The organism is Azospirillum oleiclasticum (assembly GCF_013423485.1).
GTDB classification, from domain to species: domain Bacteria; phylum Pseudomonadota; class Alphaproteobacteria; order Azospirillales; family Azospirillaceae; genus Azospirillum; species Azospirillum oleiclasticum.
Genome location: NZ_JABFFR010000023.1, coordinates 95,257 through 109,941, shown reverse-complemented (window position 1 = coordinate 109,941; position 14,685 = coordinate 95,257). Strand labels below are relative to the sequence as shown.

The 14,685-nt window shown below is 70.1% G+C and carries 13 protein-coding genes; 5 read left to right on the top strand and 8 right to left on the bottom strand.

Translation table 11 applies throughout. The features are described from left to right. Positions 1-4: 4 nt before the first annotated feature. A complete protein-coding gene (locus HL658_RS38075; protein WP_180283104.1) occupies positions 5-2,227 on the bottom strand; it encodes a CHAT domain-containing protein in 2,223 nt (740 codons plus the stop codon). 217 nt (positions 2,228-2,444) lie between these two features. Here HL658_RS38075 and HL658_RS22080 point away from each other — a divergent pair, with 217 nt between their 5' ends. Next, a complete protein-coding gene (locus HL658_RS22080) occupies positions 2,445-4,064 on the top strand; it encodes a hypothetical protein (protein WP_180287661.1) in 1,620 nt (539 codons plus the stop codon). A 147-nt stretch (positions 4,065-4,211) separates the two neighbouring features. On the opposite strand, the gene HL658_RS22075 is transcribed toward HL658_RS22080, so the two are convergent. From HL658_RS22075 to HL658_RS22060, 4 genes are all read right to left on the bottom strand, one after another. Beyond that, on the bottom strand, positions 4,212-4,415 hold the full coding sequence (locus tag HL658_RS22075; protein ID WP_180283106.1) for a hypothetical protein: 204 nt from the start codon (positions 4,413-4,415) through the stop codon (positions 4,212-4,214). Between the two features lie 199 nt (positions 4,416-4,614). Then, positions 4,615-5,802, bottom strand: a complete 1,188-nt coding sequence (locus tag HL658_RS22070) for a sensor histidine kinase (RefSeq protein ID WP_180283107.1) — start codon at positions 5,800-5,802, stop codon at positions 4,615-4,617. After that, positions 5,799-6,887 carry a cobalamin-dependent protein gene (locus tag HL658_RS22065; protein ID WP_246337780.1) on the bottom strand — a complete coding sequence of 363 codons (1,089 nt, stop codon included), beginning with the start codon at positions 6,885-6,887 and terminating at the stop codon, positions 5,799-5,801. The genes HL658_RS22070 and HL658_RS22065 overlap by 4 nt, the downstream gene beginning before the upstream one ends. Before the next feature lie 99 nt (positions 6,888-6,986). After that, positions 6,987-7,406 carry a response regulator gene (locus HL658_RS22060; protein ID WP_180283108.1) on the bottom strand — a complete coding sequence of 140 codons (420 nt, stop codon included), beginning with the start codon at positions 7,404-7,406 and terminating at the stop codon, positions 6,987-6,989. Between the two features lie 229 nt (positions 7,407-7,635). Between HL658_RS22060 and HL658_RS22055 the strand changes: the two genes are divergently transcribed. The 3 genes from HL658_RS22055 (at position 7,636) to HL658_RS22045 (ending at position 11,279) form a co-directional block, all read left to right on the top strand. Then, positions 7,636-9,744 carry an ATP-binding protein gene (locus HL658_RS22055; protein ID WP_180283245.1) on the top strand — a complete coding sequence of 703 codons (2,109 nt, stop codon included), beginning with the start codon at positions 7,636-7,638 and terminating at the stop codon, positions 9,742-9,744. A 111-nt stretch (positions 9,745-9,855) separates the two neighbouring features. Further along, positions 9,856-10,791: a bifunctional helix-turn-helix transcriptional regulator/GNAT family N-acetyltransferase gene (locus HL658_RS22050; protein ID WP_180283109.1), complete on the top strand. Its 936-nt coding sequence runs from the start codon at positions 9,856-9,858 to the stop codon at positions 10,789-10,791. A gap of 107 nt (positions 10,792-10,898) precedes the next feature. Continuing rightward, positions 10,899-11,279: a hypothetical protein gene (locus HL658_RS22045; RefSeq protein ID WP_180283110.1), complete on the top strand. Its 381-nt coding sequence runs from the start codon at positions 10,899-10,901 to the stop codon at positions 11,277-11,279. A 6-nt stretch (positions 11,280-11,285) separates the two neighbouring features. On the opposite strand, the gene HL658_RS22040 is transcribed toward HL658_RS22045, so the two are convergent. Together HL658_RS22040 and HL658_RS22035 are read right to left on the bottom strand one after the other, a co-directional pair. Further along, positions 11,286-12,974 carry a methyl-accepting chemotaxis protein gene (locus HL658_RS22040; RefSeq protein WP_180283111.1) on the bottom strand — a complete coding sequence of 563 codons (1,689 nt, stop codon included), beginning with the start codon at positions 12,972-12,974 and terminating at the stop codon, positions 11,286-11,288. Beyond that, complete coding sequence (locus HL658_RS22035; RefSeq protein WP_180283112.1) at positions 12,971-13,372, bottom strand: hypothetical protein; 402 nt, start codon at positions 13,370-13,372, stop codon at positions 12,971-12,973. Before HL658_RS22035 ends, HL658_RS22040 begins: the two co-directional genes overlap by 4 nt. Positions 13,373-13,503: 131 nt before the next feature. On the opposite strand from HL658_RS22035, the gene HL658_RS22030 reads away from it, so the two are divergent. Continuing rightward, entirely contained in the window at positions 13,504-14,100 is a 597-nt protein-coding gene (locus tag HL658_RS22030) for a transcriptional regulator (RefSeq protein ID WP_180283113.1), read from the top strand. A 3-nt stretch (positions 14,101-14,103) separates the two neighbouring features. On the opposite strand, the gene HL658_RS22025 is transcribed toward HL658_RS22030, so the two are convergent. Further along, positions 14,104-14,595 carry a helix-turn-helix domain-containing protein gene (locus HL658_RS22025; protein ID WP_343055269.1) on the bottom strand — a complete coding sequence of 164 codons (492 nt, stop codon included), beginning with the start codon at positions 14,593-14,595 and terminating at the stop codon, positions 14,104-14,106. Between the last annotated feature and the right edge of the window lie 90 nt (positions 14,596-14,685).

Here is a 14,685-nt window from a genome sequence, read left to right as displayed (position 1 = left end):
GGCTCTACTGGATCAGGTAATAGGGCGCCCAGATGTAGGGCGTCGTCGGGTATTCGGCGCGCAGGCGATCCTGGCTGCGGGAGAAGGCGACTCGCACGTCGTTCGACTGCGCCAGCGCCTCGTAGAAATACTGGACGAACTTCCCGGCGGTCAGCGAATCGACCTTCCACAGGGTGAGGACGATGTTGCGGTTGCCGCCCACCATCAGCGGCCGCAGGATGCCCATCAGCTCCGACCGGTTGCGGCTGTCGCCGGCGGTCAGCCCGGTTTCGCAGGCGGCGAGGAACACCAGCTCGTTGCCCTGAGCGGCGGCGAAATCCAGCATCTCGCGGGCGTAGAGGGCCGCGGAATCGTCGCGCGACTCGTCCATCCGGCTGCCGGCAAGCAGCAGCTTGGACGAGGACGGATCGCCCGGATCGTACAGGCCGTGCATCGACAGATGCAGGATGGAATGGCCGGACACCGCGGCGAAGGCCCGCTTCGACGCCTCCCCGCGCTTCAGCAGCGTCGAGTCCGGGAAGGAACGGGCGATGTGGGCGATCTCCTGCTCGGAATCGGGCAGGTCGCCGGTGGGGTTGAACAGGCCGGCCAGACGGGTGTTGGACAGGCGCGACTGCGGTGCGAAGCTCATCAGGTTGAGCGCGCGCGGCGAATCGGGCCCGAGTGCCAGGGCGAAGGGATAGGCCGACAGCCATTTGTCCGGCGACACCACCACACCGGGCTTCACCGTGAAGGGCAGCAGCAGCCGTGCGGCGGCGCCGGTCTGCGGCCGGCGGGGGGCGGCGGCGGGAGCCGCGGCGGGGGTTGCCGCGGGGGCGGGGGTCGGAGAGGCGGATGATCCCGAGGCCACGGCGACGGCGCGGTTGGCCGTCACCCAGGAGCCGTATTCCGCCTCCAGACCGGCGATCTCGTCGGCGACGGCGGTGCGCAGCGCCCGCATCGGCGCGCCGGTCAGGCGCTGGACCTGGATCGCCCCGCCGTCGAGATAGGTCACGTACAGGCTTTCCTCGACGAAGACGTCGTTGGCGACGGCCGGACGGGCGGGGGCTGCCGTCGCCGATGTCGACGCTGATGGGGCGGACGGGGCGGCGACCGCCACCGCGCGCAGCTCCATCAACGAGCTCGCCGAATCCCGGCGCGACGCGATGGCGATCTCCGAATTGGCGGGGGCCGAGCGGTAATCGCCGGCGATGTAATAGTCGAGGAAGGCCGGCGTCGAGCGCAGACGGGCCAGGAACGCCTGCTTGTCGGGAAGGCGGGTGACCGGGTCGAGCGGCACCGCGCCGGCGCCGATGCCGGCCAGGCGCGGGCTGAGCGAACGGTAGCGGGCGCGCTCTTCCAGGATCATCCGGGACTTGTTCAGCGAGATGTAATACAGCATGTCCTGATGCCGCCGCGCGCGGTAGCAGGCATCGATCAGCTTCTCGATGTACCGGTTGACCAGCCGGTTGTACATCCAGCGCGACGAGTAATCCGTCATGTTGTTGTACGGAATGTACACGATCGCCAGGGCCATTTCGGCGAATTCGATCGTCCCGGTCTTGTCGAACAGCGATTCGTAATAGCGCGACAGCGAAATGAAGTCGATTTCCTGAAAGAAAAAGTCGGACGGGCGCATCCCCTCCTTCTTGGCGAGGGTTGCCCCGGTCAGGCTGGCCGGCGGCGTTCCGAGGTTGATCAGTTCCCATTCCGCGCGGATCAGCCGGCTGATCAGTTGACGGCGGTCGGGCGTGCCGGGGTGGGTGCGGGTCAGGTCGGCCCCGACGTCCGCCAGGAACTGTTCCAGCTTGGCGCGGGTGTAGCTCTGCGACGATCCGGGCGGCGTGCCCATCAGCAGGTTGCGGTTGCGCTCCAGCCGGCGCTGCGACAGCGCCATGATCTGGCTGGAGGTGACGTTGACGTAGCGGTCGCGGTAGGCGGTGTCCGCCAGGATGCGGTTGTTCGCCGAGCCCGCCGAGAAGCCCGGACGGTCGCCGTCGGACAGCGTGCCGATGGCCTGGATGCGGGTGTCGGTATCGACGGCGCGTTCGATGTCGAGCAGGTGGTAGCTGTAGAGGTCGGCGAGCTCGTTCAGCAGATGCTGTCGTTCCGACGCCGAACCGGCCTTGCCGAGTGCCGCCAGCATCAGGCGTTCCGCGTCGGAATGCTCCTGCCGGTCATAGGCGCCCTGGGTCGCGTTGATCCGCTCGATTCGCGCGGCGAGCTGGTCGTCGCGCGCGCCGATCACCGTTTCGGATGCCCGGCAACCACCAAGAATGGTGACCACGAGAGCGGAGATGATCAGAATTCGCCCTTGACTGCCACGGCGCACGGCGGGCGCCAGCGGCGTGCGACACTGTGGGAACGAGCCGTCCAATTCCGCCTCTTTCGTTGCAACCCTACCAACCGCCGCGTAGACATAGTTCGGCAATTGCGCGAAGAGCAAGCCCAAAGGAAGCGGAAGAATGCGCTCGGCATCTTATAGTTGTTATGCCCTTCTGTGGATCGTTGTGGCCGGTCTGCTCTCCGGCTGTGTTCCGACCGGCAACGCGATCATGGCCGGCATGGCCGGTGGCGCCCCGCCGAGCGTGAAGACCGCGGCCTACACCAAGGCTTCGGCGGACGGCAGCCGGGTGGGACGGCTGATGTACAACTCGGCCTACCAGGACGTGGCCCTCAACTTCATCAAGAGCGGCAAGGGATTGCTTGAGCCGGTCTACGAATTGCGGCTGCAATCCAACAGTTCCTTCGATCTGGTGCCGGACTGGGACGCCACGACGGACCTGCACAAGACCCTGTCGGCGACCATGTCGCTGCTTCCGATGAGCGCGACGCGGACCTATGCCTCGCTCCAGCTCGCGCAGATCAAGCGCCAGCAGGCCGAGTGGCTGACGGACCTGCAACGCACCATCAGGGAGGAGATCTCCGGCCGGGTCCGCGTCACCGGCGGCGATGTCCTGGCGCTGTTCAGTGGCGACTCCAAACAGCAGCGGCGCGCGCTCGGCGGCGGATTCGCCGGCCAGCTCCTGGAAATGGCCGATCCGGTCGACAAGTCGCCCTACGCCGCCCCCTTCTACTCCGCCGTGCTGAAGACGTTCGAGACGGATCAGGTGTCCTTTGTGGTCTCCCCGTCCTTCGAGCTGGTCTTCATGCAGCAGAGCCTGAACCTGCGGCTGGCCGGGATCGCGGCGACCGCCGAGGTGCTGGGCGATAAGCTGAGCGCGCTGCAGCGCTACGCCCGCGCCGGCGGCGGGCGGAACGACACGAACATCCTCCTCGCCCTGTCCTCCCCCCCGATCTCCGACATGCAGCGCGCCTACATCGTCAGCATGGCGCGCGCCTTGTCGGGCCTGTCGATGCGGCTGAACTGGTACGCCAACATCGCCGGCGAGCGCACCGCGCTGGCCTTCATGAGCGTCGAGAACTTCCGCGGGGTCGAGCAGTCGGGTGGCCGGCTCAACGCCTCGCTCGACGCCGGCCGGGCCGAGACGATCGTCGCCACCCTGTCCACCGGCTACACGCCGGGCGGCGGGGGCAACCCCTTCATCGCCAACCTGCAGCCGGTACCGCCGGAACAGCGGCACCTCTACGACATCACCCAGCTGACGACCATCATGGTGATGAAGCCGGGCGCATCCATGTTCGGCCCGATCGACTGGAGCCGGTCGCTGGGCAACGTCTTCGACGTCGTCAACGCCATGTGCGGCGTGCTGCTGACCTGCGTGGAGGGAGGGCCGGCGGAGCGGCAGGACTATGTCCAGCTCGTGGCGGTCGGATCGAAGCCCAAGGCCATCGAGGCGCTGCGGCTGGCGGGCAACAAGGCCCCGTTCTGGCAGCCCTTCTTCCAGTGCGACCAGACCGCCGCGGCGGTGAGCGGCTTCCTGGCCGACTACACGGCGGAATCCCAGCACGCGGTGGAAACCGCGTCCTGCCACTTCGACATCGCCCGGCAGGCCTACGCGTCCACCACGGCCGCCCGACGGCAATCCACGCGCGACCTCACCCGCACGGCCGCCGCCGCCTTCGCCGACGCGCGGAAGGAATTGAAGCTGACCACCGGCCTGAAGACCCGCCCGCTGGATTGAGGGCCACTTCCACCCCCACACCGACCCCTTCTCCACAGCGGCGACGCGTCGACCGGAGCCTGGCCAAAGGAGGGCCGGGCGGCGCAGCGGCGGAGAAGGGGCGGGTCTGGGGGCGGAGGACGGACCGGGCGGCCGACCGCCACCGACTCAGAGCAGGTGGGTGGCCTTGCGGCCGATCTCGATGACGACGATGCCGAGGATCAGGATGGAGCCGAGCAGCGCCACGCGGGCGATGTCGCGTTCCCAGACCCGGTGGCGCTGACGGGAGGCGAGTTCACGGGCGGCGATGCGCTGGCGGGCCTTGATGCGGCGCTGGGCGAGTTTTCCCTCGATCCATTCCGTCGTTCCCATGCCGGCCACCCTCGGAAGTGCGTCGCTTTTGCTAGACCTTTGTATAAAATTTTACCCGAATGCGCAATACCTTTCGGGACGGGTCGGGCTGTGGCGGGGCGTCGCATGGGGATGTGGAACGGACGGGTCCGGACCCGTCGGTCCCGCGACGGCATGGACGACGGTCACCGTCACTCCGGAAGCGGGCGCGTGCACGGCGTTACCCGGCACCCGCCAGCGGCAGCTCCACCGTGAAGGTGGATCCCTGCCCCGGCGCGCTCCGGACCAGGATTCGGCCGCCGTGGGCATCGACGATGGTGCGGCAGATGAACAGGCCGAGGCCGACCGACATCTCGCCGGCGGTGCCGGACTGGGCGTGGCGGGCGAAGGGCTGGAAGATGCGGGCGGTCTCCGCCTTCGACATGCCGCGCCCCTCGTCGGCGACGATGACGCGGGCGTGGCTGTCGGTGCGGTCCACCGTGACGTCCACGCGGGTGCCGCGTTCGGAATACTTCACGGCGTTGGACAGCAGGTTGTTCATCAGCTGCTCCAGCTTGGACGGATCCGCCTGGATGCGGGGCAGCCCGTCCGCCACCCGGACCTCCAGCCGGATGTCCTTGCCGCGCGCGATGATGCCGTTGATGCCGGCGTTGCGCCGGACCAGCCCCCCCAGATCGACGGAACGGCGCGCCACATGCAGCTTGCCCGCCTGGGCCGCCGCCATGGACAGCGCGTCGTCGATCAGGTGGCTCATGAACAGACTGGATTCCCGGATGCGGTCCAGGCTGCCCATGTCGCGCGGTTCGATCCGGCCGTTCAGCCGGGTGCCGAGATGCTCGGCGAAGCCGGTGATGACCTGGAGCGGCGTGCGCAGGTCGTGCGCCAGCATGCCCATCAGGCGGTTGCGCTGCTCGTTCAGCAGCTTCAGCTCGGCGTTGGCCTTGGCGAGATCGCGCTGGGCGTTGGCGAGCTCGCTGTTGACGCGGGTCATCTCCTCGAACAGCGCCGCGTCGCGGGCCGCGGCGGGGGCCAGCCAGCGGTCGAGCGGGCGCAAGCCCTCGGCCAGCTCCGCATCGACGGACGCCAGATCCTGCCGGATGGCGGTGGCCGCCCCCGGCTGGCGCGCTGCGACCAGCACCAGCCGGCCGACGGGCATCGCCGCCCCGGACAGATAGACCGTCGACTCACGACCGCCGCCGTCGCGCGGCAGTTCGAAGGGTCGGTCCACCAGGACGCCCTCGCGTCCCAGGGCGGCCAGCGCATCCAGCGCGCGCGCCACGTCGCCGGGGCCGAACAGGGTCGGGAACAGCACGCCGTCCGACAGCGCGAAGGCACCAACGCCGCCGCCGAGCGAGCGCCAGCGGCGTACCACGCCGTCCGCGTCGCAGAGAACCACCAGCGCGTTCATGCCGCCGCGATCCCCCCGCCGGCGTCCTGAAACTCCGCACCCCCCAGCCGGGCGGCCAGCGTCACCGCATCCTCGGCACCGGCGGCGGAACCATCCGCCCCGACGCTGCGCCACAGGTCGGGATCGATGTTGAAGGGATAGCCGCCGACGATCACGTGCACGCGGCGGTCGCCCAGCCCCTCGCGCACCTGCCGGATCAGCTCGGCCACCGCGCCCACATGGGCGGTGATGGTGGCCGAGACGGCGAGCACGGCGGCGTTGCGCTCCCGGACCGCGCGGACCACGGCGGCGGCCGGGGCGTTGGCGCCCAGATAATAGGTGTCCCAGCCCGCCATCTCGAAGAAATCGGCCACCATGCGGATGCCGATCTCGTGCATCTCGCCGCTGACGCAGGTGGCGACCAGCGCCAGACCGTGCCGCTCCGCCGCGAAGATGCGGGGATAGAGCATGGACATGGTGGCCTGCGTCGCGGCGGTGACGAAATGCTCGTGCGCCACCGAAATCCGCCCGAGCTGCCACAGCCGCCCGACCTCGCGCAGGGTCGGCTGGAACACGTGGAGATAGGCGTCGCGCACCGGCAGGCCCGCCTCCACCGCCTCCAGCACCAGGGTGGTGGCGGTGCGCCGGTCGCCGGCCAGCAGCGCGTCGAGGTAGCGTTGCGCCAGCCAGCCATGGGGGGCTGCGGGGTCGAGGTGGGCGACCGGCTCGTCCGGGACATGCGGCAGCCCGTCGAGGGCGGCGGCGATGCAGCGCGCCGCCACGTCCGCCACCGGCCCGCCCACGCGCTCCGCGACGACCTCGCGCAGGATCTCCAGGCTGTCGCGCAGATCGCTCGCCGGAATCTTCAGCCCGGCGAAGAGCACCTTGACCCAGGCGGCGTACTCGCTGAACAAACGCGGGCTGTCGGCGGCGACCGCCTCGGCCAGATAGAGGATGTGGTAACGCAGATCCTCCGCGCATTTCGCGGCCCCGGCGTCGCCGTAGCGGTCCCGCAGGGCGGGCCTGCGGGCGAACTGCGCCGAAACCACGGCCTGCGCCAGCTCGTCACGGCGCCCGGTGATCTCGGCGGCGGCTGTTCGTGTCAATCCATACCCTCCAGCAGCGGCCAGCCGGCCTGTCCCAGGGGAACAGCCGGGACCCCCGTCCGGTGCCACAGGCGCTGCATCCGGCGCGGATCGCCGGATTCAGCGTCCCCGCTGGACAACCAGGGACAGACGCTTCGACAGATCGGTCTTGGTGACCGGCTTCACAAGGTATCCGGTGATGCCGTAGGTGATGGCCCGTTTGACCGTCTCGGCCTCGCGGTGGACCGTCGTCACGATCACCGGAATGGCGGCCAGCTCGTTGCCGGTCGCGGTGCGCAGGGCGTGCAGCAGTTCCAGCCCGCCCATGCGCGGCATGTCGAGATCGCACAGGATCACGTCCACTTCCGGCCCGCGCTTGCGCAGGAACTCCAGGGCCGCCATGCCGTCGGAAGCGTCCCAGGCGGTGCGGGTTCCCAACTCCCTCAAAAGGGCCACGATGGTCCGTCGTGTGAACATGTCGTCGTCCACGACCAGCACGCCGAGGTCGCGGATCTTGCGGATGTTGTCCTCTGTGCCCATGCCGGCTCCCTTGCAGCCGCGGCTGGCCGGACGACCGGCGGCCAACCGCGGCGTGTACGATATCAACCAACATGGTGGCGCGGAAGACGCGGATTGCCCGGCGCGCGTGCGGCGCGGCACACGGGACCGGCCGGTGGTGAGGGATGACCATGGCAATCGCCATACGCTCCCTTTATTGTGGCCCCATCAATGTTCCGGTGATTGACGATCGGTGTCGATGACGCGCGCCATGCAGCCCCTTCCGTCCACCGACACGACGCGGCAGCGGCCGGACGCCGCCGTGCTCGCCCAGGCTCTGGAAGCGTCCACGGCGGGGCTCGCGATCGGCGATCCGACCCGGCCGGGCTGCCCGTTCGTCTTCTGCAACAGGGCCTTCCTGGACATCTGCGGCTACCGCGAGTCCGATCTGGTCGGGCAAGGCTTCGCGGCGCTGGAGGGGCCGGACACCGACACCGGCAGCGCCGCCCTGGTCCGCCGCGCGGTCGGGCTGGGCGAGCCGCTGTCGGTGGAGATCCTGCATTACCGCCAGGACGGCAGCGCCTTCTGGAACGCCCTGTCGATCCGCCCGATGCCGGGGCCGGACGGGCGGGCGGCCTGGTTCGTCGCCAGCTCCGCCGACGTGACCGGCCGCCGCCGGTCGGAACAGAGGCTGCTGGACGCGCAGGAGCAGACCACCAAGCTCGCCGCCGAGACCTTCGCGCTCGCCGAGGATCTGGACCGGGCGCGGGAGGAGGCGGAGGCCGCCCGCATCGCCGCGGAGAACGCCAGCCGCGCCAAGTCGCGCTTCCTGGCGATGATGAGCCACGAGCTGCGCACGCCGATGACCGCGGTGATCGGCATGGGCGACCTGCTCGGCGGCACGTCGCTGACCCCGCAGCAGCAGGGGCTGGTGAAGACGCTGCGCTCGTCGGCGGACACGCTGCTGGCGATCCTCAACGACATCCTCGACTTCTCCAAGATCGAGGCCGGGCAGCTGGAGATCGAGGAGATCGACTTCTCCCTGCACCGGCTGGTGGAGGACGTGGTGCAGCTCTTCCTGGTGCGCGCCGCGGCCAAGGGGGTGGCGCTCAGCGCCTCGCTGGCCGAGGACACGCCGCGCCACATCCGCGGCGACCCGACCCGGCTGCGCCAGGTTCTGTTCAATCTCGTCGGCAACGCCATCAAGTTCACCGACCGCGGCCGCATCGAGATCGCCGGCTGGTGCGCGGACCTGGGTGACGGCGACTGCGTGATCCGCTTCGAGGTGTCGGACACCGGGATCGGCATGACGGAGCAGCAGCAGGCCCGCCTGTTCGAGGCCTTCGTCCAGGCGGAGGCGTCGACCGCCCGGCGCTACGGCGGCACCGGGCTGGGGCTCGCCATCTGCAAGCGGCTGGTGGAGGCGATGGGCGGCGACATCGGCGTGGCCAGCACGCCGGGCCGTGGCTCCACCTTCCGGTTCTCCATCCGCACCCGGCCGGCGCTGGCCCCGCCGGACGCCGCCACGCTGAACCGCCCGCCGCCGGAGGCGTTGGCGCTCCCCGCCGCCCCGCCCGCGTCGCTGCGCCTCCTCCTGGCGGAGGACAACGACGTGAACCGCATGCTGATCACCACCATGCTGACGCGGATGGGGCACCGGGTGGACGCCGTGGGGGACGGCCGGGCGGTCGTGGCGACTCTGGCCGCCTCCCCCGAGTACGACGCGCTGGTGCTCGATATGGAGATGCCGGTGATGGACGGCCGCTCGGCGGCCCGGGCGATCCGGCGCATGGTCGGGCCGGTGGCCCGCATCCCCATCGTCGGCCTGTCCGCCGACGCACTGCCCGAGCACCGCGACGGGCACATGGCGGCGGGGCTGGACGCCTATCTCACCAAGCCCGTCGATTGGGACCATCTGGGCTCCGTGCTGCTCGGTCTTGTCGCCCGCCGCGTGTCGCAGCAGACGGAGCCGGCAGTGCCGCCGTTGCCGGCCGATCCGGCGGAGCTGCCGGATCCCGGCCGCTTCGCCAGCCAGCCGCTGGTCGACCGGGTGAAGCTGGCCGAGCTGCGGCTGGCGCTGGGCTCCGAAAGCCTGGACGGCATGCTGAGCCTGTTCCCGGAAACGGCGTTGCGCGAGCGGGCGGCCATCGCCGCCGCCGTCCACGCCGGCCGCGTGCGCGACGTGCGGCAGGCCGCGCACACGCTGGCCGGGCTGTCGGCCAATTTCGGCTGCCTGCGGCTTGCCGAGGTGGCGCGCGCCGTCAACGAGGCGCATGCCGACACCGCGGCGCTGGGCGCCCTGCTTCCCCTGCTGGACGCGGTGCTGGCCGAAACGAACCGCCTGGTCACCATCTCGGAAACCACCCGCATCGGGGCCTGAGGGGGGGCAAGCGCCGCTCGCGACCCAGGGCGTTCGACCATATAGTTGACAAAAGCAATCTATTGATTGATTTTGGCTTCCATCGAAACCGCGAGCCGCAGGACCCGTCCCATGCGCGACACCGAGCGAGACGAGAGCATCGCCGCCGTACGGAGCTTCAACCGCTTCTACACGCGCCGCATCGGGGTGCTGCGTGACGGGCTTCTGAACAGCGACTTCTCGCTGACCGAGGCGCGGGTGCTGTACGAGCTGGCACACGCCGAGGGAGTGACGGCCGCCGGAATCGCGCGCGAACTGGGGCTCGACCCCGGCTATCTCAGCCGCATCCTGCGCACCTTCGAGCGCGGCGGCATGGTGTCCCGCATGCCGTCGCCGTCGGACGCGCGGCAATCCATCCTGGCGCTGACGACGGAGGGGCGGAAAGCCTACGCCGCGCTCGACGCGCGGTCGCAGGCCGACGTCGCGGCGATGGTCGATGCCCTGCCCCCCGACGGCCGCCGCCGGCTGACCGCGGCCATGCGGACGGTCGAGGCGGTGCTGGAGGGGCGCGGCGACGGCCCCCGGCCGATCCTGCTGCGCCCGAACCGGCCGGGCGACATCGGCTGGATCATCCACCGGCACGCCGTGCTCTACACCGGGGAGTATGGCTGGAACGCCGGATTCGAGACGCTGGTGGCGGAGATCGCGGCGCAGTTCCTCGCCAAATTCGATCCGGCCCGCGAAATGTGCCTGATCGCCGAACTGGGGGACGTCCTGGCGGGGTCGGTGATGGTGGTGCGCGACAGCGACGAGGTGGCGCGGCTGCGGCTGCTGCTGGTCGAGCCCGAGGCGCGCGGGCATGGCATCGGCCGGCGCCTGGTGGAGGAGTGCGTCCGCTTCGCCCGCGGCGCCGGTTACCGCAAGCTGACCTTGTGGACCAACAACGTGCTGACCGCCGCCCGCCGCATCTACGAAACCGCCGGCTTCCGGCTGGTGTCGGAAGAACCGCACGACCGCTTCGGCCCGCCCATGGTCGGCCAGACCTGGGATCTCGATCTGCGACCGTAGGTCCTATGCCTATTGACGTGGATCATGGCGGGAACAATGCTGCATCGCAAAATATCATCACTGGGGGAGGCGCCGGACGATCGCGAGGGAATTGCGGGAGAGCGGGTATGTGGGTCCATATGGTCTGTGCGTCCGGCACCGCCGGAACCGTTGCCGGTGCGGACCGGCGTCTGCTGCACCACGGTCTGGGCGTTGATCCCGCGACCGAACATCCGGTGACCGTGCGCCACGCGCTGGAGGCCGCCGGTCTCGATCCCTTCAAATCGGCGCGGCGCCTGATGACCCTGCCGCCGCCGGTGGCCCGCGACGACCTTGCCGCGGTGCTGCGCGGCTTTTCCATCGGCGACCACCGCTGCCCCGATCCGGAAGGCCATGCCCACGCCGCGCTGACGGATGCGGGTACCGACATCGTGCCGCATCCCTTCGGCGATCCCCGCTTCGGGCTGACCGGGGCGGCGCTGCTGGCGCTGGTGCTGATGGCGCTGTAAGGCGCCTCACGCGGCGCGCAGGTCGGTCACGAAGCGGCCGACCGTCTCGCGCAGGTGGGCGGCGCGGCGTTCCATCTCGTCGGACGCGGACATGACGTCGCCCGCCGCCTGCCTTGCCTCCTCCGCGATGGATCGGATGCCCGTCACCGTCTGGGCGACGGCCTCGGTGTCGGTCGCGGCCTCCCCGGCGCTGCGGCCGATGTCGCGGGTGCTGTCGGCCTGCCGCTCGACGGCGGCGGCAACGGACGCGGCGATCACGCTGACCTGCTGGATCACGTCGGCCACCTCCAGGATCGAGCCGGCGGTCTCCGACGCGGCACCGCGGATGGCCTCCACCTGCCCGACGATGTCCTCGGTGGCCTTGGCGGTCTGGCCGGCGAGGTTCTTCACCTCCGTCGCCACCACCGCGAAGCCCTTCCCGGCTTCGCCGGCGCGCGCCGCCTCGATGGTGGCGTTCAGGGCCAGCAGATTGGTCTGACCCGCGATGTCGGTGATGAGCTGCACCACGTCGCCGATCCGCGCGCTGGCGGCCTGCAACCCTTCCACCAACGCGCGCGAGCGGATGGCGCGCTCACGCGCGTCCTCGGCGACGCTACGGGAGCGGGCGGTCTGGCGGGCGATCTCCTCCACCGCCGTCGCCATTCCGGCACTGGCCCCGGCCACGGCCGCGACGTTGGCGGAGACGCCGTTGGCGCTGCCGGCGGCCCGGCCGCTCTGGTCGACCGTCCGCTGGGCCATCGCCTCCAGCGCGCGCGCCGTCGACCGGAACCGCTCCGACGCCGTCCCGAAACCCTCCAGCACCTGGCGGACGGAGCCGTCGAATTCCAGAAGGGAACGCTCCAGCCGCTCGGTGCGGGCGTGCCGGCGCTCGTTCTCCTCCGCCTGGGTGGCGTGCAGGCGCTGACGCTCCAGCGCGTTGTCCTTGAACACCGTGACGGCATCGGCCATGGCGCCGACCTCGTTGCGGACGCCGGCGAAGGGAACGGTGACGGCGAGATCGTCGGCGGCCAGCCGGCGCATCGCCACCGACAGGGCGTCCAGCGGCCGCACGATGCTGCGCGCGATCGCCGCGGCGATCGCCAGCACGCCGACGGCGATCAGCGCCCCCAGCGCCGCGAGCTTGAGCACGGTGTCCCGCACGTCGCCGCTGACATCGTCCACATGCACACCGGCCCCGACCACCCAGCCCCAGGGTGCGAAGCGCACGATGTAGGAGGATTTGGCGCGCGGCGCCTCGTCGGCCGGGTTCTTCCAGTAGTAGCGGTAGAATCCCTGACCGTCGCGCTCGGCGATCGCGATCATGTCCTTGAAGATCGCGGCTCCGGCCGCGTCGCGCACCCCGTCCAGCTTGCGGCCGACCAGGGCCGGCTGCATCGGATGCATCAGCATGGTGGCGTCGAGCCCGTTGATCCAGAAATAGTTGTCGCCGTCGAAGCGCAGCCGGCCGACCTCCTCCATCGCCGCGCGCTTGGCCTGCTCCACCCCGATGCGCCCGGACTCCGCCAGCGCGTGCTGGGTGCGCACCAGGCTCATGGCCGTCTCCACCAGCGTCCGCACGCGGTCCCGCCGCTCGCGCTCGATGGTGGCGGCCGTGTCGGCCGCGGCGAACAGGATGACCGCCACCGTCCCCAGAACCGCGAGCCCGACGAGGATGGCGAGTTTGCGCCCGATGCTCAGGGTGTTCAGGATCGTCAAGGCGGCGTTCTCCCCATGATGGATCGGCCGCATTCTTTCGCGCGGCGGACCAATTCGGTTTGCCGCACCCTAATATCTGTTCGTCGGACTTTCACCCATTCATACGCGAACAGTTGGCCATGGCGACCAAACGCCGCGCCAACGGCCGACCGCCGCCACTCCGCGGCGTCGATCCGGCCGACCGCGGCGATGCGCTGGGGGATCGGCGCGTTGATGGTCTGGCGCTGCTCGTCCAGCCGGGCGTTCACGACCCGGAACTCGGTCTTCATCGCGGCCTCAAGCCGCCCGATCTCCGCCCGCAATTCGGCGCGCAGTTCGGCGGCGGTCGACTCGATCTTCGCGTTGAGGGTACGCCCGAGCGTCTCGATGGCGGTGAGGATCTGGTCGGAGCGGTCCATGGCAGCCTCGGGCAGCGCCGATGCGAACAGCCTGCCATCGTCTCGCGCATCGCGCGAGCGGCGTCCGGCGGACGGGGCATGGCCAGCTTGCGCGCGTTGTCGGGGGGGCCGGGGTTTGGTACACGGATGGCATGACCCGACGCCGCGCCGCCTCCAAACGCATCGCCCATCCCGACCAGTTCGACCTGCTGGACTATCCGGAGGCGACGGCGGTGCTGCTGACCTATTCCGGCCGCACGGTGGACCTGGAGTCCCCCGACTTCACCCATTTCGACATCGACGACATCGCGCGTCCGCTGGCCTACCAGTGCCGCTTCGTCGGCAACACCCAGGCTTATTACAGTGTGGCCCAGCATTGCGTGCTGGCCAGCCGGCTGGCTCCGGAGGGGTACGAGTACGACGCGCTGATGCACGACAGCGAGGAAGCCTTCACCGGCGACTGGCCGACGCCCTGGAAGGTGCGGATCGGCCGCGACGCGATCCGGCAGGCGATCGAGCCGCTGAAATCGGCGCTCGCCAAGCGTTTCGGCTTCCGTCATCCGGAACCGAAGGCGGTGAAGCTGTCCGACCAGCGCGCGCTGGCGACCGAGCTCAGGGACCTCTGCGCCCCGCACCGCGTCAACTGGCGGGACCTGCCCGCCCCGGCAACGGAGCCGATCGTGCCGCTGGGACCGGAGGAGGCGATGACCGCCTTCCTCCGCCGGTATCGGGAGTTGAAGCCCGGCTGACGCTCAGGCCTGGCCGCCCTGGTGATCGCCGGCACCGCGGCCGGTCGCCGGGGGCTGCACCGCGAGGTCGGGCACGCCGCTGTCCACAGCGTCCGCGCACCGCTCGGCCAGTTCGCGGATGGCACCGCGCACCTGCGGGTCGCGGATGTTCTGAAAATAGCGCGCGAGCATCAGCGCCTCGCGCGACCGCAAGGTGGTCTCGTTCTCGTCCGCCTGCGGCGCGCCGCTGGCGGCGTCACGGGCACGTTCGTCCAATCCGTCGAAGAAGACCGACACCGGGACACGGAAGAATTGTGCCAGCTTGAACAGCCGGCTGGCCGAAACGCGGTTGAAACCGCGCTCGTATTTCTGCAGTTGCTGGAAGGTCAGCCCCAGAGCCGCCGCTACATCGCTCTGGCTCAACCCGGCAAGCATTCGCAGTTCGCGCAGGCGCTGCCCGACGAACACATCGACCTCGTTGAGGCCTTCCTTCTTTTCACGGCCGCGCTTTTTCACAGCGTTCTCCCGTTCCGCCCGAAATGCGTAGCCTCCTCCGCCGAATGCCAGGACTTTCTCGCGTCCAGGCGGCAAAGGGCCGAAGGCCCG

Bases quoted from the DNA above. Each gene is read 5' to 3' on its own strand.
- HL658_RS22030 (WP_180283113.1), top strand. From the start codon at position 13,504: ATGACCCGACGCCGCGCCGCCTCCAAACGCATCGCCCATCCCGACCAG.
- HL658_RS22075 (WP_180283106.1), bottom strand. From the start codon at position 4,415: ATGGGAACGACGGAATGGATCGAGGGAAAACTCGCCCAGCGCCGCATC.
- HL658_RS22045 (WP_180283110.1), top strand. From the start codon at position 10,899: ATGTGGGTCCATATGGTCTGTGCGTCCGGCACCGCCGGAACCGTTGCC.
- HL658_RS22080 (WP_180287661.1), top strand. From the start codon at position 2,445: ATGCGCTCGGCATCTTATAGTTGTTATGCCCTTCTGTGGATCGTTGTG.
- HL658_RS22050 (WP_180283109.1), top strand. From the start codon at position 9,856: ATGCGCGACACCGAGCGAGACGAGAGCATCGCCGCCGTACGGAGCTTC.
- HL658_RS22070 (WP_180283107.1), bottom strand. From the start codon at position 5,802: ATGAACGCGCTGGTGGTTCTCTGCGACGCGGACGGCGTGGTACGCCGC.
- HL658_RS22060 (WP_180283108.1), bottom strand. From the start codon at position 7,406: ATGGGCACAGAGGACAACATCCGCAAGATCCGCGACCTCGGCGTGCTG.
- HL658_RS22055 (WP_180283245.1), top strand. From the start codon at position 7,636: ATGCAGCCCCTTCCGTCCACCGACACGACGCGGCAGCGGCCGGACGCC.
- HL658_RS22035 (WP_180283112.1), bottom strand. From the start codon at position 13,372: ATGGACCGCTCCGACCAGATCCTCACCGCCATCGAGACGCTCGGGCGT.